The 24,924-nt window shown below is 71.7% G+C and carries 22 protein-coding genes; 13 read left to right on the top strand and 9 right to left on the bottom strand.

Going from position 1 to position 24,924, the window contains the following annotated elements; genetic code table 11:
* Positions 1–49: 49 nt before the first annotated feature.
* Positions 50–919 carry a DUF7927 domain-containing protein gene (locus OHT77_RS37725; protein ID WP_328832838.1) on the bottom strand — a complete coding sequence of 290 codons (870 nt, stop codon included), beginning with the start codon at positions 917–919 and terminating at the stop codon, positions 50–52.
* Positions 920–1,126: 207 nt separating this feature from the next.
* Between OHT77_RS37725 and OHT77_RS37720 the strand changes: the two genes are divergently transcribed.
* Entirely contained in the window at positions 1,127–1,993 is an 867-nt protein-coding gene (locus tag OHT77_RS37720) for a carboxypeptidase regulatory-like domain-containing protein (RefSeq protein WP_328832837.1), read from the top strand.
* An 11-nt stretch (positions 1,994–2,004) separates the two neighbouring features.
* Here OHT77_RS37720 and OHT77_RS37715 read toward each other — a convergent pair whose 3' ends face one another.
* Positions 2,005–2,886 (bottom strand): alpha/beta fold hydrolase, encoded by an 882-nt coding sequence (locus OHT77_RS37715; RefSeq protein ID WP_328832836.1) that lies wholly within the window; start codon positions 2,884–2,886, stop codon positions 2,005–2,007.
* Positions 2,887–3,029: 143 nt separating this feature from the next.
* Between OHT77_RS37715 and OHT77_RS37710 the strand changes: the two genes are divergently transcribed.
* Complete coding sequence (locus OHT77_RS37710; protein WP_328832835.1) at positions 3,030–5,036, top strand: AfsR/SARP family transcriptional regulator; 2,007 nt, start codon at positions 3,030–3,032, stop codon at positions 5,034–5,036.
* Between the two features lie 12 nt (positions 5,037–5,048).
* On the opposite strand, the gene OHT77_RS37705 is transcribed toward OHT77_RS37710, so the two are convergent.
* The gene (locus OHT77_RS37705; RefSeq protein WP_328832834.1) at positions 5,049–7,007 is read right to left on the bottom strand and encodes a hypothetical protein; all 1,959 of its coding nucleotides are present in this window, start codon (positions 7,005–7,007) and stop codon (positions 5,049–5,051) included.
* 191 nt (positions 7,008–7,198) lie between these two features.
* Between OHT77_RS37705 and OHT77_RS37700 the strand changes: the two genes are divergently transcribed.
* The 5 genes from OHT77_RS37700 to OHT77_RS37680 all read left to right on the top strand — a co-directional run bounded on the left by OHT77_RS37700 (position 7,199) and on the right by OHT77_RS37680 (position 13,813).
* On the top strand, positions 7,199–8,194 hold the full coding sequence (locus OHT77_RS37700; protein WP_328832833.1) for a LacI family DNA-binding transcriptional regulator: 996 nt from the start codon (positions 7,199–7,201) through the stop codon (positions 8,192–8,194).
* Between the two features lie 182 nt (positions 8,195–8,376).
* Positions 8,377–10,236 carry an alpha-1,3-galactosidase-related protein gene (locus OHT77_RS37695; RefSeq protein ID WP_328832832.1) on the top strand — a complete coding sequence of 620 codons (1,860 nt, stop codon included), beginning with the start codon at positions 8,377–8,379 and terminating at the stop codon, positions 10,234–10,236.
* A gap of 70 nt (positions 10,237–10,306) precedes the next feature.
* Positions 10,307–10,714 (top strand): CoA-binding protein, encoded by a 408-nt coding sequence (locus tag OHT77_RS37690; RefSeq protein WP_328832831.1) that lies wholly within the window; start codon positions 10,307–10,309, stop codon positions 10,712–10,714.
* A gap of 150 nt (positions 10,715–10,864) precedes the next feature.
* The gene (locus OHT77_RS37685; RefSeq protein ID WP_328832830.1) at positions 10,865–12,505 is read left to right on the top strand and encodes an APC family permease; all 1,641 of its coding nucleotides are present in this window, start codon (positions 10,865–10,867) and stop codon (positions 12,503–12,505) included.
* 84 nt (positions 12,506–12,589) lie between these two features.
* A complete protein-coding gene (locus OHT77_RS37680) occupies positions 12,590–13,813 on the top strand; it encodes a 4-hydroxybenzoate 3-monooxygenase (RefSeq protein ID WP_328832829.1) in 1,224 nt (407 codons plus the stop codon).
* 25 nt (positions 13,814–13,838) lie between these two features.
* Here OHT77_RS37680 and OHT77_RS37675 read toward each other — a convergent pair whose 3' ends face one another.
* Complete coding sequence (locus OHT77_RS37675) at positions 13,839–14,198, bottom strand: ArsR/SmtB family transcription factor (RefSeq protein ID WP_033283450.1); 360 nt, start codon at positions 14,196–14,198, stop codon at positions 13,839–13,841.
* Between the two features lie 58 nt (positions 14,199–14,256).
* On the opposite strand from OHT77_RS37675, the gene OHT77_RS37670 reads away from it, so the two are divergent.
* A complete protein-coding gene (locus OHT77_RS37670; protein WP_328832828.1) occupies positions 14,257–15,333 on the top strand; it encodes a cation diffusion facilitator family transporter in 1,077 nt (358 codons plus the stop codon).
* Between the two features lie 12 nt (positions 15,334–15,345).
* Here OHT77_RS37670 and OHT77_RS37665 read toward each other — a convergent pair whose 3' ends face one another.
* Together OHT77_RS37665 and OHT77_RS37660 are read right to left on the bottom strand one after the other, a co-directional pair.
* Positions 15,346–15,903 carry a YbaK/EbsC family protein gene (locus OHT77_RS37665; protein ID WP_328832827.1) on the bottom strand — a complete coding sequence of 186 codons (558 nt, stop codon included), beginning with the start codon at positions 15,901–15,903 and terminating at the stop codon, positions 15,346–15,348.
* A gap of 31 nt (positions 15,904–15,934) precedes the next feature.
* Positions 15,935–16,519, bottom strand: a complete 585-nt coding sequence (locus tag OHT77_RS37660; RefSeq protein ID WP_328832826.1) for a helix-turn-helix domain-containing protein — start codon at positions 16,517–16,519, stop codon at positions 15,935–15,937.
* 105 nt (positions 16,520–16,624) lie between these two features.
* Here OHT77_RS37660 and OHT77_RS37655 point away from each other — a divergent pair, with 105 nt between their 5' ends.
* On the top strand, positions 16,625–17,482 hold the full coding sequence (locus OHT77_RS37655; protein WP_328832825.1) for a DMT family transporter: 858 nt from the start codon (positions 16,625–16,627) through the stop codon (positions 17,480–17,482).
* A gap of 91 nt (positions 17,483–17,573) precedes the next feature.
* Here OHT77_RS37655 and OHT77_RS37650 read toward each other — a convergent pair whose 3' ends face one another.
* Positions 17,574–18,371 (bottom strand): acyltransferase, encoded by a 798-nt coding sequence (locus tag OHT77_RS37650; protein WP_328832824.1) that lies wholly within the window; start codon positions 18,369–18,371, stop codon positions 17,574–17,576.
* Between the two features lie 107 nt (positions 18,372–18,478).
* On the opposite strand from OHT77_RS37650, the gene OHT77_RS37645 reads away from it, so the two are divergent.
* Entirely contained in the window at positions 18,479–19,006 is a 528-nt protein-coding gene (locus OHT77_RS37645; RefSeq protein WP_328832823.1) for a gamma carbonic anhydrase family protein, read from the top strand.
* A gap of 57 nt (positions 19,007–19,063) precedes the next feature.
* Here the strand turns inward: OHT77_RS37645 and OHT77_RS37640 are convergent, their stop codons facing one another.
* Positions 19,064–19,708, bottom strand: coding sequence for a DedA family protein (locus OHT77_RS37640; RefSeq protein WP_328832822.1), 645 nt, complete (start codon positions 19,706–19,708; stop codon positions 19,064–19,066).
* Positions 19,709–19,947: 239 nt separating this feature from the next.
* Here OHT77_RS37640 and OHT77_RS37635 point away from each other — a divergent pair, with 239 nt between their 5' ends.
* The 3 genes from OHT77_RS37635 (at position 19,948) to OHT77_RS37625 (ending at position 24,637) form a co-directional block, all read left to right on the top strand.
* Positions 19,948–21,669: an ABC transporter ATP-binding protein gene (locus OHT77_RS37635; RefSeq protein WP_328832821.1), complete on the top strand. Its 1,722-nt coding sequence runs from the start codon at positions 19,948–19,950 to the stop codon at positions 21,667–21,669.
* Positions 21,666–23,495 carry an ABC transporter ATP-binding protein gene (locus tag OHT77_RS37630; protein WP_328832820.1) on the top strand — a complete coding sequence of 610 codons (1,830 nt, stop codon included), beginning with the start codon at positions 21,666–21,668 and terminating at the stop codon, positions 23,493–23,495. The genes OHT77_RS37635 and OHT77_RS37630 overlap by 4 nt, the downstream gene beginning before the upstream one ends.
* 65 nt (positions 23,496–23,560) lie before the next feature.
* On the top strand, positions 23,561–24,637 hold the full coding sequence (locus OHT77_RS37625; RefSeq protein ID WP_328832818.1) for an iron-siderophore ABC transporter substrate-binding protein: 1,077 nt from the start codon (positions 23,561–23,563) through the stop codon (positions 24,635–24,637).
* Between the two features lie 64 nt (positions 24,638–24,701).
* Here OHT77_RS37625 and OHT77_RS37620 read toward each other — a convergent pair whose 3' ends face one another.
* Complete coding sequence (locus OHT77_RS37620) at positions 24,702–24,905, bottom strand: MbtH family protein (protein WP_266766754.1); 204 nt, start codon at positions 24,903–24,905, stop codon at positions 24,702–24,704.
* Between the last annotated feature and the right edge of the window lie 19 nt (positions 24,906–24,924).

Genomic DNA, 24,924 nt, shown 5'->3' with positions numbered 1-24,924 from the left:
TGAGCGTAGGCGGGCGGAGGGCCGTGCGCACGCATGTTCGCCCGCTTTTCTAGGAGGTCGTCGTCGTGCAGGCCGGGTCCGAGGAGTCCGGGGCGCAGTTCGTGCCGGGGGCGGTGACGCGGTGCGTCAGGACGCCGTTGCCGTGCGGTCGGTCCGGCGGGCGGACGCGGTAGGTGACCGTGACGGCCTGACCGACCGGGACCGCGCCCGTCCAGGTCACCGTTCTCGCACGGGCGTCGTACGCACCCAAACCCGCTTCGGGCGGGCCGGAGTTGAGCGACCCGGCGACGAAGACCGCGTCGTCCAGCATGTCCCTCAGGTCGTCCGTGAACCGGAAGCTGCGGGCGTCGCCGGAGCCCATGTTGTCCAGGGTCGTGGTGAGGGCGACGGTCCCGCCCGGCTCGGTGGCGGCGGTCGTACGGATGTGGACGCGCGGGCCGCCGACGGTGACGCTCGCGCGGCAGACCGGCTTGCAGTGGGCGTCGGGGGCGGTCGCGGGGACGCGTACGTCGACGGAGGCGGTGAGTTCGCCGCTGACGGATGCGGGCACGGTGCCGGTGAGGGTGTAGGTCAGCGTGCCGTGCGGGGCGATCGCGGCGGTTCCGGGTGCGGTTCCGCAGATCGTGCCCCGGCCGGCCGGCGTGCAGGTGCGGGTGAACTCCGGTGCGGGCGTGTGCAGTTCGGGTGGCGGCGCGGCCGTGATCCGCAGTCCGGTGGCACGGGCGGGCCCGGCGTTGGCCACGACCACGGTGAACCTCAGTCGGCCACCGGGCTGGTAGGTGGGCTGCGACGCGGTCTCCGTGACGGTGATCGCGGTGCGCGGGGCGGTCGGCGGGGCGCCCGCGCCGAGGCACAGGGCGAGAAGGGGGACGAGGAGAGGGGCAAGGCGGCGGGTGGCGGTACGGCGGCTCGGGTTCACGAGGTCACGTTTCCCGAACGGGTCCGCAGGTGAGCGCGTCCCGCAGCCGGGAGAGGGATTTCCGCGCCGATTGCACTCGTCCGGCCGTCCCTGTCGCCCGACCGGCGTTCACCCGTTCGCCCATCTCGCCTTTCCCCGGGGGCGGTCGGGCGTGTGGGGTGGGAGCAGCCGGCCTGCCCCCGGACGACACGATCCCGGAGACTCCCCATGACCGACCGCACGTTTCCCCACGAGCCCTCGCCGCCCACGACCGACGACACGTCCTCTCCCCGCCCCGGAGCCCCGTCGCCGAGACCCTTCCGGCAGCGGCTGGGTCTCCTGGCCGCCGTACTCGTCGCCGGTACGGCACTGCTCCCGCCCGCCGTCGCCTCCGCCGGGCCGCTCCCCTCCGGCTTCGGCTCCGACTTCGGGGACGTCTCCGTACGGGTGCTGGGCGGCGCGGCGACCATCGTGCCGGGGCGGTCCGGGCTGGTGGAGATCAGCGGGTACAGGGGTGCCGCCCTGCCGGCCGGGTCCTCGCTGCGGCTGACGGCGCCCGCCGGGGCCCGAGTCACGGGTATGCCGCTCGCCGACGCCGCGGGGTTCCAGGGCTCGGTGGCCACGGACGGGGCGAGCGGGACGTACACCTACGTGCGCGACTCGGGGGTCGGTTCGTGGCGGGACAGCGGCTACCCGTTCGCGCTCGCCGTGGACGCGCGGGCGGTGCCGGGGACGCGACTGCCTGGTTGCACCGTCCTGCTGACCGACGCCGGGGGCAGGCGTCGCGCGTCCGGCGGCTGCACGGTGACCGTCGGCATGCCCGGCCCGACGCTGACCGAACCGGCGGGCGGCACCTTCGTGTCCGGCGCGGGGCGGCTCGCCGGGACCTCGTATCCGGGTGCCCGGGTGACGGTCCTGGACGCCGCCGAGCACAGGGTGTGCGCGGGTGTGGCGCACGTCGACGGCGCCTGGTCCTGCACGCCGAACACCCCGCTGCCGAGGGGCGCGAACAGACTGCACGCGAGCGCCGCCTTCAACGGGGTGTCGGCGGTCGGCGAGGACGTCGACTTCACGGTGACCGCGGGCACCGCCTGAGGCGCACGCGCTCAGTGGCCGGCGACGAGGTCCCGCAGTGTCTTCGCCACGACCGCCGGGGCCTCCTCCGCCATGAAGTGGCCGCAGCTGACGGTGTCGTGCCGCAGGTCGGGTGCCCAGGCGCGCCACAGGGCGGCCGCGTCGAAGCCGAGGGCGGCGCCCCAGTCCTGCTGGAGGACGGCGACCGGCATCCGCAGCCGGTCGCCGCTGTCGCGGGCGGCGCGGTCGTGGGTGACGTCGATGCCGGCAGAGGCGCGGTAGTCGGCCACGATCGAAGGGACCGCGGCGCGGCAGGCGTCGAGGTAGGCGGTGCGGATCCCGGCGGGGATCGCCTGCGGGTCGTTGGTCCAGATGTCGAGAAAGTGGCCGAAGAACGCGTCGGGCGCGGTGGCGATCAACTCCTCGGGCAGGCCCGGGGGTTGGGCCATCAGGTAGAGGTGGAAGCCGACGGCGGCGGTGACGCCGTGCAGCGCGTCCCACATGTCCAGGGTGGGCAGTACGTCGAGGCAGGCCAGGTGGGTGATCGTGTCGGGATGGTCGAGTCCGGCGCGGAAGGCGACCAGGGCACCGCGGTCGTGCCCGGCGAGCGCGAATCGGTCGTGGCCCAGGGCGCGGGCGAGGGCGACGATGTCGGCGGCCATGGTGCGCTTGGCGTAACCGGAGCCGTCGGTCTCGGCGGGCTTGTCGCTCGCGCCGTAGCCGCGCAGGTCGGGGCAGATCACGGTGTGGTCGGCCGCGAGGTCGGTGGCGACATGGCGCCACATGAGGTGGGTCTGCGGGAAGCCGTGCAGCAGCACGATCGGGCTGCCGGAACCGGACACGGCGGCGTTCAGGGACACGCCGTCCGCGACGGGCACGCGGTGGTAGGTGAAGCCGGGGATGACTGGTGACATGGGGCGCCCTTCCTTCGTGGAGATGTCGAAGCCGATGTCGAAACCGACGCCGGTCTCGATGCCCAGAGCCTGCCGGGCGCGAATGAGCAGTGGGTGAGCGCGCTACCGTGACCTGGGGCGATGCCCCGGAAAGGTGGTCGGCGATGGACGTCGCGTTCGGGGTGCTGGGGCCGGTCGCGGCCTGGGACGGTGCCGGGGACGCGATCGCCCTGAAGGGCCCCCGGCACCGTGCGGTGCTGGCCCGGCTGCTGGTCGCCCGGCGCCGGGTCGTCCCGGTCGGGCGCCTGGTCGCGGATCTGTGGGCGGACCAGGGCGAGCCGCCCGCCGACGCGGTGGGCGCGGTGCGCACCTTCGTGGCCGCGCTGCGCCGGGCCCTGGAACCGGAGCGTCCGCCACGCACTCCGGCCAGGCTGCTGGTCACCGAGGGCCCGGGGTACGCGCTGCGCGCCGAGCCGGAGGCCGTGGACGCCTGGCGCTTCGAGCGGGCGGTGAACGCGGCTCGCACCCTGCCGGACCTGGACGCGCTCAACCGGCTTGAGGAGGCGCTGAGTTGGTGGCGCGGACCGGCCTACGCCGACTTCGCCGCGGCGCCCTGGGCCCGCGCGGAACGCTCCCGCCTCGCCGAGCTCCGGCTCCACGCCGTCGAGCGCCGGGCCGAGGTCCAACTCGCCCTGGGCCGGGCCGCGATGGCGGTACCCGACCTCGACGCCCACGTGGCGGAACACCCCTGGCGTGAGGACGCCTGGCGGCTCCTGGCCTTGGCCCTCTACCGCACCGGCCGCCAGGGCGACGCGCTCGCGGTACTGCGCCGGGCGCGCACCCTCCTCGTGGAACAGCTCGGCGCGGACCCGGGCCCGGCACTGCGCCGCCTGGAGGCGGACATCCTCGACCAGGCGGCCCATCTGGACCCCGGGCCGGATGGCCGCAGGGATCAGGTCCCACCGTCCGACCCCGCCGAACGCGTGTGGACACAGGCAACCGCCGCCTACGACCGCACCGTCGCGTCCGGCGCCCGCGCCCGCCTGGAGTCGACGGTCGGTCTGCTCCGCGATCTCGCGGTCACCGGAGGCGGCGGCCTGGAAGCGGCCCGCGGGCACCGCCTCGCCGCCATCACGGCGGCGCAGGAACTCGGCGACCCGGAACTCACCGCCCGCGTCATCGGCGCCTACGACGTCCCCGCGATCTGGACCCGCGTCGACGACCCGCAGCAGGCTGCGGACACCGTGAAAGCGGCCGAACTCACCCTGGCAGCACTCCCCCAGGACGCCCATCTCGCCGCGCGGGCCCGCCTGTTGGCGACCATCGCCCTGGAGTCACGCGGCACCCGCTCCGCACGCGGACCCCAGGCCGCCCGCCAAGCAGAGGACATCGCCCGCCGGCTGAACGACCCCGCGCTGCTCGCCTTCGCCCTCAACGGCACCTTCATGCAGACCTTCCACCGCGCGGGCCTCGCTCCTCAACGCGACGAGATCGGCGCCGAGTTGGTCGCCCTGTCCGCCCGGCACGGCATGGTCACCTACGAAGTCCTCGGCCATCTCGTCCGGCTCCAGTCCCGCAGCGCCCTCGCCGACTTCACCCGGGCCGACGAACACGCGGCGGCAGCCGACCGTCTGGCGGGGCGTCACGAGCTGCCACTGGTCGGCGTGTTCACCGACTGGTACCGGGTCCTACGACTCTCCGCGACCGGCGACCCCCACCCGGCCGAGGAGGCAACCGCCTACCAGCAGGCGGCACTTCGCCTGGACGGAGCCGGCATGCCCGGACTCGAACACGGGCTGCTTCCGCTGGCCCTGCTGTGCCTGCGCCTGCGACACGGCCGACCCGCCCAGACCGACGAGCACCTCGACTGGGGACCGTACGAACCATGGGCCCGACCGCTGGTGCTGCTCGCCCAGGACCGCCCCGCCGACGCGAGGACCGCACTCGACGCACTCCCCGAGCCGCCCCGCGATCTCCTCTTCGAGGCGCTGTGGTGTCTGACCGCGCGCGCCGCACTGGCCCTGGACGACCGGGAGACGATGAAGCGCGCCCACGCCGAACTGGCTCCCGCCGCAGCCGAGTTGGCCGGGGCGGGCAGCGGTCTGCTCACCCTGGGCCCGGTCGCGCGCCACCTCGACGATCTCGCCGTGGCGCTACGACGCCCTCGCTAGGCCGGCGTCGCCTCAGCCGGTCACCTGCACCACCGCCGTCGCCCCGGCCCGCACCGTCGGCGTCGCGTACGTGTAGGTCACGCCGTGGACGGACTTGGTGCGCACGCGCTGGCGGACGCCGTCGACCTTGATGTTCTTGTGGACGCCCGGGAAGCGGGCCTCCCAACTGTACGAACCCTTGCGGGAGTTGTTGGTCAGCGTGGTCTTCGTCGCGCCGTCGTGGCGGACGGTGACCGTGCCGGTGCCGATGGGGACGTCCGCCGCCTGGAGCCACTTCATCCCGGAGGGCAGCTGCGACTGGGTGGTCACCTTGTGGTCCGGCGCGTCCGGTGTGATGCCCATCAGGCCCTGCACGGTCTGGCTGACCAAGGTGAACGACACCTCGGGGTAGTCGCCGTTCGGCCCCTGACTGGAGTTGACGTGCTGGGTGTCCCGCTCGCCGTAGATCTTCCGCATCCACTGCCAGGCGGTGTCGGGGCGGTTGTTCTTGAAGAACATGTCGGGGAGGTAGGTGGTGGACTCGATGTTGGGCGAGCCGTCCGGGCCCAGCTCCTGGGCCTGGATGTAGTCGAGGTAGGCGTCGTTGCGCGGGCCGGGGTCGATGATCTGCTTCATCGGCATGAAGACGCTGTTCTCCTTGCCCCAGCCGGTGACCGGGGTGCCGGAGGTGGTGTACGCGCGGACCATGTCGGCGCCGCTGCCGGTGCCGCTCCAGTCGTCGTTGAAGTACGTCTTGAGATCTGCGGCGCGCTTGTCGTACGTCCTGGCCAGCGCGGTGTCGCCCTTGCCGTGCGCGAGGACGGCCATCGCCAGGTACGCCTGGTACTCGGCGGCGATGCCGTCCCCGGCCTCGGCGAGTCCGTCGCCGTCCTGTTCGTTGTAGCTGGCGGCGCCCTGGAAGATGCCCTGGCCGGTGCCCTCGGCGACCTTCACCCTGCCGTTGTCCTTGGCGGAGTTGTGCAGGTCGATGAACTGCTCGGTGGCATGCCGGTAGAAGGCCCACAGCACCGGGTCGTCGACGTAGCGGCGGTCCCCGGTCCACAGGTAGGCCTGCGCCGCCTTCTCGACGAGTTCGAAGGTGGCCGGCACCTCGCGGACGAAGTTGTCCGGGCTCTTGTAGTCGATGCTCAGGTAGGTCTTGGCGTCGAAGTTGAGGGACCACACCGGGAAGTACCTGTGCTCGGCGGTGGCCGACGCGGCGTACGAGCGGAGCATCGTCTCGTTCTCGGCGTCGAGGCCGATCAGGTGGGCGCCCGCGAGCTGGTGGGTCATGTCACGGGAGTAGTAGGCGCTGCGGTTGGCGTAGCCGGCCCAGTAGGTGGGCTCGTACGACGCGGTGCCGGTGCCGCCGGTCTGGTACTCGTCGACGTTCACCGGGCCTACGGTGCCCGGGAGTTGGACCCAGCTGTTGGCCTTCTTCTGCGCCCAGCCGAACATCGCGACGACCTCGGGGTCGGACGAGTTGACCTTCGGGTCGGCGGGTGCGGCGGGCGAGATCATCAGGTCGTCGGCGTTGACCCAGGAGGTGCCGGAGCCGAATGCGATCTGGAGCCGGTCGCCGGTCCTCAACCGCACGCCGCTGATGGTGTAGCGGGCGTAGCCGGGGTGCTGGGGCAGGGTGATCGTCTGCACGGTCGCGCCGTTGCGCCGGATCGTGTACGTGCCGCCGGTGCCGGCGCTGCCGATCCACGCGGAGAAGTCGTAACTCCCGTTCCTGGGCGCGACGACGGTCAGTTCGGCGCTCTTGCCGGCGCCGCCGTCCAGGTAGAGGAAGCGCTCGCCGCCGTGTCTGTTGCCGGTGCCGACGCCTGCGCCCGAGGTGAAGGTCCAGCCTGTGCCGCCGTTCTCGAACCCCGGGTCCGGGATGGCGAGTTGGGGGCGAGGGGCGGCGGACGCGGTGGCCGACAGGGCGGGAGCCAGCGGGGCGAGCAGGGCAACGGCGGTGAGCAGCATGAGCCGTGAGGGCTTCATCGGTTCTCCCGGTCTTCGATCACTGCGGGGTGGGGCCGCGTGGTGGCCGGAAAGCTAGCAGGGGCCGAAGTGGCGATTCAATGGTCATGCGCAAGAAACATGGAAGACACGCAGTTCCGCTGCTATGTTGCGCGGGAGGTCGGACTGAAAGTTTTCGTCCAGTTGTTGCAAGTAGGGGTGGAGGGACGCGGATGAGGGTCGGCATCACCGAGGTCGCGGAGCGTGCGATGGTGAGCGAGGCCACGGTCAGCCGGGTCATCAACCGGCGCCAGGGCGTGTCCCGCAGGACCCGCGAGGCGGTCGAGCAGGCGATGACCGACCTCGGCTACGAGCGGCAGACCCGGGGTCAACTGGTCGCGGTCGTCACCGAGTTGGTCTCCAACCCGTTCTTCGCCGACGTCGCCGAGCGGATCGAGTCGGTGCTCGCCCCGCACGGTCTGAAGACGGTGCTGTGCCCGTGCTTCCCGGGCGGGGTGCAGGAGTTGGACTTCGTGACCTCGCTCGCCGACCGGGGCGTGGCGGCCGTCGTGTTCCTCTCGGCCAGCAACACCCTTGAGGGCGCGGACCCTTCGGCGTACGAACTGCTGCGGTCGCGCCGGATTCCGTTCGTCGGGATCAACGGCCGGTTCGAGGGGGTGAGCGAGGCGCCGGTCTTCTCCACGGACGACCTGCTCGCCGCCGAACTCGCCGTCGACCACCTGTACCGGCTCGGCCACCGCCGGATCGGCATGGCGTCGGGCCCGGTCGGCAACCGCCCGGCCGACCTCCGCGTCAGCGGGTTCGTCGCCTCGCTGGGCAAGCGCGGGGTGGCGGACCCGGAGCAGTGGGTGGTCCGGCAGTCGTACACCGTCGAGGGCGGCCAGTCCGCCGCGATCTCGCTGCTCGCCCGGGGCGCCACCGCGATCGTCGCCGCCAGCGACTACATGGCACTGGGCGCGATCCGGGGTGCGCGCCGGCAGGGGTACGACGTGCCGGGTGATGTGTCGGTGGTCGGTTACGACGGCTCGATGATCATGGACTTCGTCGACCCCCCGCTCACCACGGTCCGCCAGCCCGCCGACCGCCTGGCCTCGGAGGCGGGCCGCAGCGTCCTCGCCCTGGTCGGCAACCGGGACGTCCCCGTCGGGGAACTCCTCTTCGACCCCGAGCTGGTGATCCGCGCGAGCACGGCGACACCGAAGGCGTGAGGCGGGCGGAGGTCGCGACCCGAGCGACCCGAGCGACCCGGGCTTGTCCGGACCATTGACCTAGAGGTCGGATCTAAGGACACTCCAGTCGGAGTTCCGGCCGCAAAATCGCTGACAACTCCGCACATTCATCGGGTGTTTCGCGACTCCTGGTCATGCATCACGAATGCTCCGGAGGGGCTATGTCTCGGTTCGTCTTTGTCGGGGTGGCGCTCGCGCTGCTCGTGGCCGGCGGCGCTCCCGTCGCCTCGGCGCAGCGAGCGGCGCCGGTGGCGGTGGTCGACGTGGACGCGTACGGCGCCGACCCCACCGGCCGGACCGACTCGACGCCCGCCGTCGTCGCGGCGCTGCGGCACGCGAAGAGCGTCGATCACGGGCGGGCGGTGCGGATCGAGTTCTCGAAGGGCACCTACCAGCTCTACCCCGAGCGGGCCGAGACGCGTGAGCTGTATGTCTCCAACACCGTTGGCGCGGACCAGCGTTACCGGGACAAGAAGATCGGGCTGCTCGTCGAGGACATGCACGACGTCACGATCGACGGCGGCGGGGCGAAGCTCGTCTACCACGGTCTCCAGACGGCGTTCGCGTCGATCCGCTCGACGGACGTGACGTTCCAGAACTTCTCCTTCGACTACGCGGCCCCCGAGGTCATCGACGCGACCGTCGCCACCGCCGGCGTCCAGGACGGGCACGCCTATCGCGTCCTGAAGATCCCGGCCGGCAGCCCGTACGAGGTGAACGGCACGCACATCACCTGGCTCGGCGAGAAGAGCCCGGCCACCGGGCAGCCGTACTGGTCGGGCACGGACGGCCTCCAGTACACGCAGATCCACGACCCCGAGGCGCAGCGGACCTGGCGGGGCGACAACCCGCTGTTCAACGACGTCTCCTCGGTCACCGACCTCGGGAACCGCCGGATCCGCATCGACTACAGCACCGCGTCCCAGCCCACGGACGCCGGGCTCGTCTACCAGATGCGGCTGATCGAGCGGACCGAACCGGGCGCCTTCATCTGGCAGTCCAAGAACGTCACCATGCGCTCGATGAACGCGTACTACCTCCAATCCTTCGGTGTGGTGGGCCAGTTCAGCGAGAACATCTCCATCGACAAGGTGAACTTCGCCCCCGATCCGACGTCCGGCCGGTCGACCGCGTCGTTCGCCGACTTCGTGCAGATGTCCGGCGTCAAGGGCAGGGTCTCGATCACCCGGAGCCTCTTCGACGGCCCGCACGACGACCCGATCAACATCCACGGCACGTACCTGGAGGTCGTCGGGCAGCCCGGGCCGAACACCCTCACCCTCGCCTACGAGCACCCGCAGACGGCGGGGTTCCCGCAGTTCGCGCCCGGTGACGAGGTCGAGTTCACGACCAAGCGCACGATGGTCCCGCTGACGCCCGCGCACGCGAAGGTCACCGCGGTCGACGGGCCGAGCGGGATGGACCACGACAAGCCGCTGACCACGATGAACGTCACCTTCGACCGGCCGGTCCCCGCCGGGGTCGAGGTCGGCGGCACGGTGGTCGAGAACATCACGGCCACCCCGTCGGTCGTCGTCACGGGCAACACGTTCCGCAATGTGCCGACGCGCGGCATCCTGGTCACCACCCGCAAGCCGGTCCTGATCGCCGGGAACCGCTTCGACGCGATGTCCATGGCGAGCGTCTACGTCTCCGCCGACGCCTACCAGTGGTACGAGTCCGGCCCGGTCGCCGACCTCACGATCCGCGACAACTCCTTCACGCGCCCCACCGGCCCGGTGATCTTCGTGGAGCCCACCAACCAGGTCGTCGACCCGGCGCATCCGGTGCACCACGACATCAAGGTCGAGCACAACTCCTTCGACATCAGTGACGTGACGGTGGTCGACGCCAAGAGCGTGGGCGGCTTCACCTTCACCGGCAACACCGTCCGCCGCCTGGCCGCGGCGGACCAACCGCCGTACACCTCACCGCTGTTCGTCTTCCACGGCAGCACGGGCGTCCGTGTCGCGCACAACCACTACGACAAGGGTCTCAACACGTCCGTGGTGTCGGACTGAGGAATCAGGGTGCGCCGCCCGCTGTTGTCGCAGGCAGCAGCGGGCGCGCACGATTCCAAGGAGACCGAGCATGTACGGCGACTCAGCAACGATCCGCAAGATCCTCACCGAGTCCGGCGACACCTGGGCCGTCGTGGGGCTGTCCTCGAACCGGTCGCGGGCGGCCTACGGCGTCGCCGAGGTGCTGAAGCGCTTCGGCAAGCGCGTCGTACCCGTCCACCCCAAGGCGGAGACGGTGCACGGCGAGCAGGGGTACGCCTCCCTCGCGGACATCCCCTTCGCGGTGGACGTCGTCGACGTCTTCGTCAACAGCGACCTCGCGGGCCCGGTCGCCGACGAGGCGGTCGCCGTCGGCGCGAAGGCCGTCTGGTTCCAGCTCGGCGTCATCGACGAGTCCGCGTACGACCGGACCCGCGCCGCGGGTCTCGACATGGTCATGGACCGCTGCCCGGCGATCGAGATCCCGCGGCTGGGCTGACCTGCGCCGACCTGTGCGGGCGCTGTGTAAAAGAAGCTCTCCAGGACAAGTCAAATTTCAGGCAACGCACTTCTGAAAATATTCATGCATTCCTAGCCTGAGGCCTCCCGACCGTTAAGCATGCGTGTTGACTTCGAGAGGCGCCTTGACATGGCGAGTGTTGATCAGGTTCTCCCGGAGGCCGCGAACAAACCGGGCGGACTGCGCCGGGACGTCGGACTGATCGGACTGATGTGGGCCTCGGTGGGCTCCATCATCGGGTCCGGGTGGCTGTACGGCGCGAAGAACGCCGTCATGGTCGCGGGCCCCGCGGCGATCATCTCGTGGGTGATCGGCGCCATAGCGATCGTGCTGCTCGCGCTCGTGCACGCCGAACTCGGCGGCATGTTCCCGGTGGCGGGCGGCACGGCCCGCTATCCGCACTACGCCTTCGGCGGCCTGGCGGGCATGTCGTTCGGCTGGTTCTCCTGGCTGCAGGCGGCAACCGTGGCCCCCATCGAGGTCGAGGCCATGATCGGCTACGCCGGTCACTGGGACTTCGCGAAGGGCTATCTGCACGCGAAGGACAGCACCCTCACGACCAGCGGCCTGATCGTCGCGATCGTGCTGATGGCGGTGTTCGTCGCGGTCAACTTCCTGGGCGTGAAGGTCCTCGCCCATACGAACAGCGCGGCCACCTGGTGGAAGATCGCGGTACCGCTGGCCACGATCTTCATCGTCGCGGTGGGCAACTTCCACCCGGGCAACTTCACCTCGGAGACCTTCGCGCCCTTCGGCGCCAAGGGGGTCCTGAGCGCGATCAGCACCAGCGGCATCATCTTCGCCCTCCTCGGCTTCGAGCAGGCGATCCAGCTCGCGGGCGAGAGCCGCAACCCGAGGCGCGACCTGCCCCGCGCGACCCTCGGCTCGGTCGCGATCGGCGCGACCATCTACGTCCTGCTCCAGGTCGTGTTCATCGCCGCGCTGCCGCACAGCACGTTCGCGCACGGCTGGGGCAAGCTCAACTTCCCCGGGATCGACGGTCCTTGGGCGGGTCTGGCCACTCTCGTCGGCCTCGGCTGGCTGAGCGTCGTCCTCTACCTCGACGCCGTGGTCTCCCCCGCCGGCACCGGCCTGATCTACACGACCGCCACCTCCCGCGTCTCCTACGGCCTCTCCCGCAACGGCTACGCGCCGAAGCTGTTCGAGAAGACCGACGCCCGGGGCGTGCCGTGGTTCGGCCTGATCCTCTCCTTCGTGACCGGCGTCGTCTGCTTCCTGCCCTTCCCGAGCTGGCAGCAGCTGGTCGGCTTCATCACCTCGGCGAGCGTCCTGATGTACGCGGGCGCCCCGCTGGCCTACGGCGTCTTCACCGACAAGCTCCCGGACCACGACCGCCCGTACCGCCTCCCCGGCGGCAAGGTGATCTCCCCGCTGTCCTTCGTGGTCGCCAACCTCATCATCTACTGGGCGACTTGGGGCATCCTCTGGCGGCTCGGCGTGGCGATCGTCCTCGGCTACGCGCTGCTCGGCGGCTACGCCTTCTACGCCAAGCGCAAGAACCTGCCCGACGCGCCCCGGCTGGACTTCAGGGCCGCCCAGTGGCTGCCGGTCTACTTGATCGGCATGGGCGTCATCTCCTGGCAGGGCGGCTTCGGCGGCCAGGGCAACATCCCGCTCTGGTGGGACATCCTGATCATCGCGGCGTTCTCCCTGGCCATCTACCACTGGGCCCGCGCCGTCGCCTCCCGCCCGGAGGAGATCCAGCGCAGCATCGACGAGGTCGTGGTCGTGGACGTGCCCACGCACTGATCCCGTCCCCGCCCCGCCAGTACCCGAACCGGCCGCCGTCCAGGCGGCCGGTTTCGGCTGTCTGCACACCGTCATACTGGGCGGGTGACCTCGACTTCCCCCCACCCCGACTCCCCGTCCGCAGACCACTTTCCGGTCGTCGTCGTGGGCGCGGGACCCGCCGGACTCGCCGTCGGCAACATCCTCCGCGCCGCCGGGATCGACTGCCTCGTGCTGGAGACAGAGACCCGGGAGTTCATAGAGCAGCGGCCACGTGCCGGCGTCATCGAGGAGTGGGCCGTCCGCGGACTGCGGCAACGGGGGCTCGCCGAGCGGCTGTTGGAGCGGGCGCTGGTGCACACCGAGTGCGAGTTCCGGTTCGCCGGGCAGCGGCACCGGTTCGGCTACACGGAGCTGACGGGGCATCACCACTTCGTCTACCCGCAGCCGTTGCTCGTCACGGACCTCGTGCGCGAGTACGCGGACGTGCGGGGCGGCGAGATCCGCTTCGGCGTCCAGGACGTCCGGCTGCACGACCTCGACACCGACCGCCCGACGGTGTCGTACACCGACCCGGTGACCGGTCAACGGCGGCTCGTGCGCGGTGACTTCGTGGCGGGCTGCGACGGTGCGCGCGGGGTGAGCCGGGCCGCGCTGCCGCCGGAGCGGGCCCGGGTCGCGCGGCACGACTACGGCGTCGGCTGGCTCGCGCTGCTCGCGGAGGCACCGCCGTCCTCGGACTGCGTGGTGTTCGGCGTCCATCCGCGCGGTTTCGCCGGGCACATGGCGCGCAGCCCCGAGGTCACCCGCTACTACCTGGAGTGCCCGCCGGGCGACGACCCGGACAACTGGCCGCACGAGCGCGTCTGGTCCGAGCTGCAGCACCGCCTCGCCGCGACCGGCGCTCCGCCGCTGACCGAGGGCCGGCTGATCGAGAAGCGCGTGCTGGACATGCACAACTACGTGGTCGAACCGATGGTGTTCGGCCGCCTCTTCCTCGCGGGCGACGCGGCCCACCTCACCGCCCCCATCGCCGCGAAGGGCATGAACCTCGCCCTGCACGACGCGTTCCTGCTCGGCGACGCTCTCGTCGCCCACCTCACGAAGGGCGACTCCGCGGGCCTGGGCGGCTACTCGGAGGCCTGCCTCGGCCGCGTCTGGGAGTACCAGGAGTTCTCCCAGTGGCTGTCCGACGTGTACCACGGCGCCTCGTCCGGCGACCCGTACCTCGCGGGCACCACCCTCGCCCGGCTCCGCCGCGTCTTCGAATCCCCGGCCGCGGGACGCGCGTTCGCGGAGAGCTACCTCGGCATGAACCCCAACTCCTGAGCGGCGACCGGCAGTTGTACGGCGGTCAGTCGTGCGGCGGGCGGTCGGTGAGCCGGTGGTCCGCCACGTTCAACGCCTCGTCGACCAGCCGTCGCAGGTGGCCGTCGCTCAGCGCGTAGATCACCCGGCGGCCCTCCTTGCGCGTGGTCACCAGGCCCGCGAGGCGCAGCCGCGCCAGGTGCTGGCTGACGGCGGGGCGGGCCGCGTCGCAGGCCTCCGTGAGGGTGGTGACGTCGGCCTCGCCCGCCGTCAAGGCGTGGAGAAGGGTCAGGCGGGTGCGGTCGCCGAGCAGGGCCAGGAGTTCGGCGGCCAGGGCGAACTGTTCCTCGCCCGGGGTGCGCGGATGCGCATCGTGCGCAGGTGACAGGTGCATGCGTGCGCTCATACGCACATAATGGCTCCGTGGGCGCGCGACGTCCACCGCGCGCCGGAAGGGGACCCACGTGAACGACCAGCACCACCACGAACACGAGCACGCCCACCCGCACGACGACCACGGCCACGACCACCCGCATCCCCACGACCACTCCTCCACCGGCCTCCGTCACCGGCTCGGCCACCTCCTCACCCCGCACTCCCACGAGACCGCCGACAAGCTCGACTCCGCGCTGGAGTCCTCGGCCCGCGGAATGCGCGCCCTGTGGGTGTCGCTCGCGGTGCTCGGGATGACGGCGCTGGTCCAGGCGGCCGTGGTGTTCGTGTCCGGGTCGGTCGCGCTGCTCGGGGACACGGTGCACAACGCGGCCGACGCACTGACCGCCGTACCGCTCGGCATCGCGTTCGTCCTCGGCCGCCGGGCCGCCACCCGCCGCTTCACCTACGGCTACGGGCGCGCCGAGGACCTGGCCGGGATCGCGATCGTGCTGACGATCGCCGCGTCGGCGGCCTTCGCGGCCTGGGCGGCGGTGGACCGGCTGCTCGATCCCCGGCCCATGACACACGTCCCGGTGGTCGCCGTCGCGGCGCTCGTCGGGTTCGTCGGCAACGAGTGGGTGGCGCGGTACCGGATGCGGGTGGGCCGGGAGATCGGGTCGGCCGCACTCGTCGCCGACGGACTCCACGCCCGCACCGACGGGTTCACCTCGCTGGCCGTGCTGATCGGGGCCGGCGGTTCGGCGCTCGGGTGGCAACTCGCCGACCCGATCGTGGGGTTGGCGATCACGGCCGCCATCGCGCTGGTCCTGCGGGACGCGTCGCGCGAGGTGTTCCGGCGGGTGATGGACGCCGTCGATCCCGACCTGGTGGACCGGGCCGAGCACGCCCTGCGGGACGTCGAAGGGGTGCGCGGAGTGGGCGAGTTGAGGCTGCGGTGGATCGGGCACCGGCTGCGCGCGGAGGTGGCGGTCGTCGTGGACGGGGAGGCGACGGTGCGGCAGGCCCACGCCGTCGCCGTAGCGGCGGAGCACGCCCTGCTGCACGCGGTGCCGCGGCTCACGGCCGCTCTCGTGCACGCCGATCCGGCGCCGGTGCCCGGGGAGGCGGACCCGCATGGGGAGTTGGCCCACCACAGCATGGTCTGAGGTCGAGGGGGGTCAGGCGACGCCCAGGCCCTCCAGGACGACCGCGCCCGGGAGTTCGGCGAACGCCTTGCCGGGGACGAGGAGTTTGCCGCGGCGGCGTCCGCTGCCGACCAGGACGTAGGGCAGGTCGACGACGGCCGAGTCCACCAACACCGGCCAGTCGGCGGGGAGTCCGACGGGGGTGATGCCGCCGTACTCCATGCCGCTCTCGCCCGTCGCGGTGTCCATGGACGCGAACGAGGCCTTGCGGGCGCCGAGTTGGCGGCGGACGACGCCGTTCACGTCGACGCGGGTGGTGGAGAGGACCACGCACGCGGCGAGCATGGTCTCGCCGCCGCGCTTCCCGGCGACGACCACACAGTTGGCGGACCGCTCCAGCAGGTCCTGGCCGTAGTGCTCGACGAAGGTCGCGGTGTCGGCCCACTCGGGGTCGGTGTCGACGTAGACGAACTGCTCGGCGGGGACGCTGCCGCGCCAGGCGCGCACGGCGTCGGCGACCGGGCGGGTCAGCTCGTCGAGGCAGTCGGGGGCCGGGACGGCGTGGTCGAAGTGTCCGATGGGTGCGTGCATGACGGCACGCTAACAGGCGTGCGGCCGCTGCTCACGGGGTGTCTCCGCGCACCGGCGGGACCGAGACCATCATCATCATCTCCATCGGCTCCTCGCCCCGATTCCCGTACGTGTGCGGGGTGTTGGCCTCGAAGGTGGCGCTCGCACCGGCCGGGACCACATGGTCCTCGCCGTCGACGGTGAGGGTCAGTTCGCCCGTGGTGACGTGGACCAGTTCGACCGTGCCGGTGGGGTGGGGCTCGGAGGGGCTGGACTCCCCCGGCATCAGCCGCCAGTCCCACATCTCCAGCGGGCCGGGGGCCTCGGTGCCGGCGAGGAGGCGGTTGTAGCTGCCGGCGTCGGTGTGCCAGAGCCGTACGGCGCGCTCGGCGGGCACCACGCGGACCTTCGGGCCCTGTTCGTAGTCGAGCAGGGTGGTGATGCTGACGCCGAGGGCGTCGCCGATCTTGACGACCGTGCCGATGCTGGGATTGGTGCGGGCCTGCTCGATCTGGATGAGCATGCCCCGGCTGACGGCGGCCCGGGCGGCGAGCACGTCCAGGGTGAAGCCGCGCACGGAGCGCCAGTGCTTGACGTTGCGCGCCAGGGACTGGGTCAGCAGGTCGAGGTCCGACACGTTCGCCTGTACCTTCAGTTCACTATTGTGGATGACAGAGTTCAATTCAGCGAACTACGGTGTGATGCACCGGCTCGTTCACCGAACTGTACTGCGAGGCACCCCGTGACAGCATTCTTCGCCCTGGCCACCAGCCTCCTGTGGGGACTGGCCGACTTCGGCGGCGGCCTGCTGACCCGGCGCAGTCCGGCGCTGACGGTGGTCGTGGTCTCGCAGGGCATCGCGGCGGCCGTGCTCGGCGCGGTCGTGGTGGCCACCGGGGGCTGGAGCGAGGCCGGGCCCCGGCTGTGGTTCGCGTTCGCGGCGGGGCTGGTCGGGCCGGTCGCGCTGTTCAGCTTCTACAAGGCGCTCGCGCTGGGCCCGATGGGCGTCGTCTCCCCGCTCGCGACACTGAGCGTGGCCGTACCGGTCGGGGTGGGTCTGTTCCTCGGCGAGCGGCCCGGCCTGATGCAGGCGGCGGGGATCGCGGTCGCCGTCACCGGGGTCGTCCTCGCGGGCGGCCCCCAGCTGCGGGGCGCGCCCGTGCAGCGCCAGGCGATCCTGCTGACCCTGATCGCCGCGCTCGGCTTCGGCACGGTGTTCGCGCTCATCGCGGAGGCCTCGACGACGGTGACCGGGCTGTTCCTCGCGCTGTTCGTGCAGCGGCTCACCAACGTGGCGACGGGTGGGGCGGCGCTGTACGCCTCGGTACGGCGGGGCGGGGTCGCGCTTCCGGAGGGCGGCTTCCCCTGGACTTCCCTGCCGGCGCTGGCCTTCGTGGGGCTGGCCGATGTGGCGGCCAACGGAACGTACTCGATCGCGGCGCAGCACGGGCCGGTGACGGTGGCGGCGGTGCTGGCCTCGCTGTATCCGGTGGTCACGGCGCTGGCGGCGCGGGGGTTTCTGAGCGAGCGGTTGCGGGTGATCCAGGCGGCGGGGGCGGGGCTGGCGTTGGTGGGGACGTTGTTGCTGGCTACGGGGTGAGGGCGGGGTGTGGCTCCTGGTCGGTGGCCTGTGCGGGTTGCCGGCGCAGGGTGCCAATTGCCGTGCGGCCAACGCCCGTTGCCCGTTCGGCTCAGGCGTCCGCGTCCAGTTCCGCCAGCCTCGCGATCGCGTTGTCGTCCAGTTCGGCGAGCCGTGCCGCGCCCGCCTCGTCCAGGTCCGCGAGGGCGCGCAGCTGGTCCGGGGTGATGTCCGCCGGGATCGGCACCGGGGCGGGGGTGCGGAGCGGCGGCTGCCAGCCCTCCGTGGGTGTCCAGCGGCGTACGACCCGGGCGGGTGCCCCCGCGACCACGGCATGGTCGGGCACCGTGCCCCGGACCACCGCGCCGGCCGCCACGACCACGTTCCGGCCGATCCGCGCGCCGGGCAGGATCACCGCGCCGGTGCCGATCCAGCAGCCCGAGCCGATCTCGACGGGTTCCATCCGGGGCCACTGCTTGCCGATGGGCTCGTGCGGGTCGTCGTAGGAGTGGTTCGTGGACGTCACGTACACGTACGGCCCGAAGTAGCAGTCGCTGCCGATGGTGACCGTCGTGTCGGCGATGACGTGGCTGCCGCGGCCGAGGACCACGCCGTCGCCCACGCGCAGGATCGGGTCCGGGCCGAGGTCGAGGTCGGGCATCAGGCCCGCCGTGAGGGTGACCTGTTCGCCGACGATGCAGTGGGAGCCGAGGTGGATCCAGGGTTCGCCGAAGACCGTGCCCAGCGGGAAGGCCAGCCGGGTGGCCTCGCCGATGGCGCCGAACCGGAAGCGGCCGGGGCGCTCGGCGGTCACCGAGCCCGTGCGCTGCACCCAGGCCCAGCCCGCGTGGACGGCGTCCTGTACGAGGCGGCGCCGCCATGATGAGAACGTGTTCTTGCTTTTGGGCACTCGCTCACCGTACTCAGCGCGCGTCACACCCATGAGGCCCGGCCGCTGTGATCTTCGCCCCACCGGTGTCGTACCGTGCGGGTGTCTGCGACAGCTTGGAGGGCTTCATGACGCACAGGGCGTTGATCGTGGGTATGGGCGGCCGGGAGCCGAAGGTCGACGAGTCGGCGTTCGTGGCCCCTACGGCGTCCGTGATCGGGGACGTGACGCTGTCCGCCGGGGCGAGTGTCTGGTACGGCGCGGTGGTGCGGGGCGATGTCGAGCGGATCGTCGTCGGGGCGGACAGCAACATCCAGGACAACTGCACGCTGCACGCGGATCCGGGGTTTCCGGTGAGTGTGGGTGCGCGGGTTTCCGTGGGGCACAACGCGGTGGTGCACGGGGCGACCGTTGAGGACGACTGCCTTGTCGGGATGGGGGCCACGGTGCTCAACGGGGGGGTGATCGGGGCGGGTTCGCTGGTTGCGGCGCAGGCGCTGGTGCCGCAGGGGATGGTGGTGCCGCCGGGGTCACTCGTCGCGGGGGTGCCGGCGAAGGTTCGGCGGGAGCTCAGTTCCGAGGAGCGGGAGGGGCTGACCCTCAACGGGACGATGTACGCGGAGTTGGCGAAGGCGCATCGCGAAGTGCATGAGTAGACCGTCGGCGGGGGCGGGCGCGTCGTGACTGGGCGCGCGGTTCCCCGCGCCCCTTCGTCAGTCGGCGGCGCTCACCGGTTCGGGTTCGTTCTTCTCCGCGGTCATCTTCTGCGCCCTGCGGCGCACGATCAGCATGGAGGCCACGCCCACCAGTACCGCCGCCGCCAGGCCGAAGTACGAGAAACGCTTCAGCCAGTCCTCGGCGACCATTCCCACGTAGTAGACGACCGCCGTGGTGCCGCCGGCCCAGACGACCCCGCCCAGGAGGTTGGCGATCAGGAACTTCCAGTAGGGCATGCGGAGTACGCCCGCGAGGGGACCGGCGAAGATGCGGAGGAGGGCGATGAAGCGGCCGAAGAAGACGGCCCACATGCCCCACTTCTCGAAGGACCGCTCCGCGGTGGCCACATGGCCTTCGCTGAAGTGTCTCGGGAACTTCTCCGCCAGCCAGGCCAGCAGCGGGCGTCCGCCCTTGCGGCCGATCGCGTAGCCGATGGAGTCGCCGATCACCGCGCCGAGGCTCGCGCAGGCGCCCAGGACGATCGGGTTGATGCCCGAGTGCTGGGAGGAGAGCAGTGCCGCGGAGACCAGGACGATCTCGCCCGGCAGCGGGATGCCCAGGCTCTCCACCCCGATGACGAGTGCCACCACGGCGTAGACGGCCACCGCCGGAACCGAGTCGAGCCATTCCTGGACGTGCAACGCCGGTCCTCCTGAACGCGCGGACTGTCTGACTTGCCGGCGTGCGCCGCGAAGCGTGAAACGGGCGCACTCAGGAAGCCTACCGCCCGGCATCGAACGGCAGCGCCCCTCCGACGACGGCTCCGACGGCCGCATCGAAACCGCTCCGTTACGTCCCGGGCGGACCGAAAGCGCATCACCTACCGCAGATTCACTTAAGGTAGCCTTGCCTAAGTTGGCCGGTTTCCGGAGGGTGGCTGGTGGGAGCAGGGGAACTGTCGGGGCGGGCCGTCCTGACGCGCTCGGTCAAGGGACAGCTACGACGTGTCGCGCTCGGTTCGGCGCTCGGAAGCGTGCACCAACTGGGGGAAGCCCTGGTGCCGGTGCTCATCGGTGTCGTCATCGACCAGGCCGTCGACGGGCAGGACGCGGGCCGGCTGGCGCTCTGGCTCGGTGTCCTCGCCGTCATGTACGTGACGCTGTCGTGGAGTTTCCGGCTCGGCGCCAAGGCCGGTGAGCGCGGGGCCGAAGAGGCCGCGCACACACTCCGGTTGGCGATCGTGGACCGCGTGCTCGACGCCCGTGGCGGCGCCGAGGAGGGACGGCTGCCCGGGGAACTCGCCAACGTCGCCACCGAGGACGCCAAGCGGGTCGGCGCGGTCAACATGGCGCTGATGGCCGGTATGTGGGCGATATCCGGCGTCACCGTGGCCGCCGTCGCGCTGCTGCTGACGTCCGTGACCCTCGGGTTGATCGTGCTGCTGGGCACGCCCGTGCTGCTGTGGCTGGGGCATCTGCTGAGCAAGCCGCTGGAGCGGCGGAGCGAGGCCGAGCAGGACAAGGCCGCTCACGCGTCGGGCGTGGCCGCCGACCTGGTGGCCGGGCTGCGGGTGCTGAAGGGGCTCGGTGCGCAGGACGCCGCCGTCGAGCGGTATCGCCGGACAAGTCGTATCTCCCTTGCCGCGACGCTGCGTTCGGCGCGTGCCGAGTCCTGGCAGACGGGGCTCGTGCTCGCGCTCACCGGTGGGTTCATCGCGCTGATCGCCCTCGTGGGCGGACGGCTCGCCCTCGACGGCTCCCTCACGTTGGGGCAGTTGGTGTCCGCGGTGGGGCTCGCGCTGTTCCTGCTGGGGCCGTTGGAGACGTTCGCCTGGGTCAACGCCGAGCTGGCGCAGGGCCGCGCCTCGGCCGCGCGCGTCGCGGAGGTGCTGGCCACCGGGCACGCGGTGGTGGACGGCGACGACCCGGTCGCCGAGCCCGTGCGCGGCGAACTGCGGCTGCGTGGCGTACGGCTCGGCGGGCTCGACGGCCTCGATCTCGACCTGCCCGCCGGGCGGTTGACCGGCATCGCGGTGACGGACCCGGCCGGTGCCGAGGCCCTGCTGCGGTGCCTCGGCCGGGAGACGGACCCCGAGTCGGGGTCGGTCGAGCTGGACGGCGTGCCGCTGACTCGCCTTGATCCGGCGGGACTTCGGGCGGCCGTGCTGGTCGCCGCCCATGACGCGGCGCTTTTCGAGGGCTCGTTGGCCGCGAACGTGACGCCGGACGAGGAGTCCGGGAGCGGTACGGCGGACGCGGAGCCCGATCTCCGGACCGAGCACGCCATGGCCGCCGCCCGCGCCGACGAGGTCGCCGACTCCCTGCCGCACGGCACCGCGACCGGTGTCGGCGAGGGCGGCCGGTCGCTGTCGGGCGGGCAGCGTCAACGCGTGCTGCTGGCACGGGCGTTGCGCGCCGGGCCGCCGGTCCTGGTCGTGCACGATCCGACGACCGCCGTCGACACGGTGACCGAGGCGCGTATCGCGAGCGGCCTGCGCGAGTTCCGGCAGGGGTGCACCACGATCGTGGTGACCAACAGCCCGGCCCTGCTCGCCGTCACCGACCACGTGATTCTCCTCGACGCCGGCCGCGTCGGCGCCGAGGGCACCCACGCGGACCTCGTACGGACCGACGCGACCTACCGGACGGCGGTGCTGGCATGACGACGGGAGCCGAGACAACAGGGGGCGAAGAGGTGGAGGCCGCCCACGTGGACACGGACCGCGCTCTCCTCCCCACGGCCACCCCCGCCCGCACCCGCGCCGCGGTCCGTGAACTCCTGCGCCCGCAGCGGGGATTGGCCGTCGCCGGGTTCGGACTGATGGTGCTCGCCACGGCCGTCGGACTGCTCACCCAGCCGCTGCTGGGCCACATCGTCGACGTCGTCACCGAGCACCGCTCCCCCGACGCCCTCACCTTCCCGGTCGTCGCGCTCGCCGGGGTGGCGGTGGTGCAGGGCGTGACCACCGCGCTCGGGATGTCGCTGATCTCCCGGCTCGGCGAGACCGCGCTCGCCCGGCTGCGCGAACTCTTCGTCGAGCGGGCCCTGTCGCTCCCCCTGGACCGGGTGGAGAAGGCCGGTTCGGGTGACCTCAACTCCCGTGTCACGCGGGACGTTTCACGGGTCGCCGACGCCGTGCGCGGGGCGCTGCCCGAGCTGGCACGGTCCGCGCTGTCGATCGTGCTGACGCTGGGCGCGCTCGCCCTGCTGGACTGGCGGTTCCTGCTGGCCGCGCTGATCGCGGTGCCGGTGCAGTCGCACACCGCGCGCTGGTATGTGCGCAACGCCGTTCCCCTGTACGCAAAGGAGCGCATCGCGACCGGCACTCAGCAGCAGCAGTTGCTGGACACGATCGGCGGGGCGCGCACCGTACGGGCGTACCGCCTGCAGAAGGATCACAGCCGACGCGTCACCGAGCGGTCGCGCTCGGCGGTCGAACTGACCATGAGCGGCGTGCAGTTGATGCTGCGCTTCTACAGCCGGCTGCACATCGCCGAGTACCTGGGGCTGTCCGCCGTGCTCGTCACCGGGTTCCTGCTGGTGCGCGACGGTTCCGCCTCGGTCGGTACGGCCACCGCGGCCGCCCTGTACTTCGCCAGTCTCTTCGGCCCGGTCAATACCGCGCTGGTGCTGCTCGACGACGCCCAGTCGGCAACGGCCGGGCTGGCACGGCTCGTCGGGGTCGTGGACGAACCCGCGCCGGTGATCGCCGACCGCGCGGACGACCGTACGACGGCGGGCGGTCCCCCGTCCGTGACGCTGACCGGTGTCTCCCACGCGTATGTGCCGGGCCGCCCGGTGCTGCACGACGTCGACCTGGAGATCCGGCCCAAGGAACGGGTGGCGCTGGTCGGTACGACCGGTGCGGGCAAGACCACCCTGGCCAAGCTGGTCGCGGGGCTGCACCGCCCGCAGTCGGGCCGGATCGACGTCGGCGGCGCCGAACCGGACGAGGCCGGTCACCTGGTCGGGCTCGTCACCCAGGAGGTGCATGTCTTCGCCGGGCCGCTCGCGGACGATCTGCGGCTGGCCCGCCCGGGCGCGGACGTCGAGGAACTCCGGGAGGCACTCGACACGGTGGGCGCGCTCGGCTGGGTCGAGGCGTTGCCGGAGGGGCTCGACACCGTGGTCGGTGACGGTGGCCATCGGCTCACCGCCGACCGCGCTCAGCAACTCGCCCTCGCCCGGCTGCTGTTGGCCGATCCGCCCGTGGTCGTGCTCGACGAAGCGACCGCGGAGGCGGGCAGTTCGGGGGCGCGGCAGCTCGACGAGGCCGCCGAGCAGGCGCTGCGCGGGCGGACCGCGCTGGTCGTGGCGCACCGGCTCAGCCAGGCCGCCTCCGCGGACCGGGTGGTCGTGCTGAGCGACGGCCGGGTCGTGGAGAACGGCACGCACGACGAACTCCTCACCGCCCAGGGCCAGTACGCGGCCCTGTGGCACGCCTGGTCCGGCAGCCGCTCCGCCGAGGCCGCCCCCGACGCCCATTAGCCCGCCGCCGCCGAAGACCTGTCACCCCCCGCCGAACCCATCGCGACGAACAGAAGGATCATCCGATGCCCCGCGCCACCAGAGCCTCCCGGCTGTCCGGCCTGCTCGCCTCCGTACTCCTGCTGGCCGTCACGGCGGTCGGCTGTGGTTCCTCCAACTCCGACTCCACGTCGTCCGGTTCGGACACGTCAGGGTCGGACTCGAAGGCCTCCGCGGACGCCTTCCCGGTGACGATCGCCCACAAGTTCGGCAGTACGACGATCAAGTCCGAGCCCAAGCGCATCGTCACCGTCGGTCTCACCGACCAGGACGCGGTCCTCGCGCTGGGCAAGGTGCCGGTCGGCACGACCGAGTGGCTCGGCGGCTACAAGGGCGCGATCGGCCCCTGGGCCAAGGACAAGCTGGGGAGTTCACCGGCGCCGACCGTCCTCAAGGACACCGGCACCGGCCCGCAGGTGGAGAAGATCGCCGCGCTGAAGCCCGACCTGATCCTCGCGGTCTACTCGGGCCTGACGAAGGCGCAGTACCAGAGCCTGTCGCAGTTCGCGCCGGTCGTCGCCCAGCCGAAGGCCTACAACGACTACGGCGTGCCGTGGCAGCAGCAGACCGAGGAGATCGGCAAGGCGATGGGCAAGGCCGACGAGGCCAAGACCCTGGTGTCGGGCGTCGAGGCCAAGTTCGCCGCGGCCAAGAAGGCCAACCCCGCGTTCGCCGGGACGTCGGCCGTGATGGCGACCCCGTACGAGGGCGTCTTCGTCTACGGCAGCCAGGACCCGCGCTCCCGCCTCCTCTCCGACCTGGGCTTCTCGCTGCCGAAGGACCTCGACAAGGTCATCGGTGACACGTTCGGCGCGAACATCAGCAAGGAGCGCTACGACCTTCTCGACCAGAAGGTCGCCGTGTGGATCGTGCCGGACACCACCACGGCCGTCACCAAGCTGCACAGCGACAAGATCTACGGCGACCTGAACGTGGTGAAGCAGGGCCGCGAGGTCTTCGTCAAGGAGTCCAGCGACTACGGCAACGCGGTGTCCCTGTCCACGGTGTTGAGCATCCCCTACGTCCTGGACCGCATGGTGCCGCAGCTCGCGGCGGCGGTGGACGGCAAGACGTCGACGAAGGTCGAGCAGCCGGCCTCCTGACGCCAGGGAACGCGAAAGGGGGGCGGGTCCGAGAACATCTCGGACCCGCCCCCCTTTCGTGTGCTCAGACCCCGTCGACCAGGCTCTTCGGCCTCATGTCCGTCCAGTTGGCCTCAATGTGGTCGAGGCACTCCTGCCGCGCGGCCGGTCCGTAGGCGACCGTCCAGCCCGCCGGCACGTCCACGAAGTCGGGCCACAGGCTGTGCTGGCCCTCGTCGTTGACGAGAACGGAGTAGACGCCGTCGGGGTTCTCGAAGGGGTTGCTCATGTCGGGGGTTCCTTGCCTC

Origin of the sequence: Streptomyces sp. NBC_00252 (assembly GCF_036187565.1) — a bacterium.
Taxonomy (GTDB): domain Bacteria; phylum Actinomycetota; class Actinomycetes; order Streptomycetales; family Streptomycetaceae; genus Streptomyces.
The sequence above is the reverse complement of the archived record's forward strand: the minus strand, read 5'-3'. Positions and strand labels throughout refer to the sequence as shown.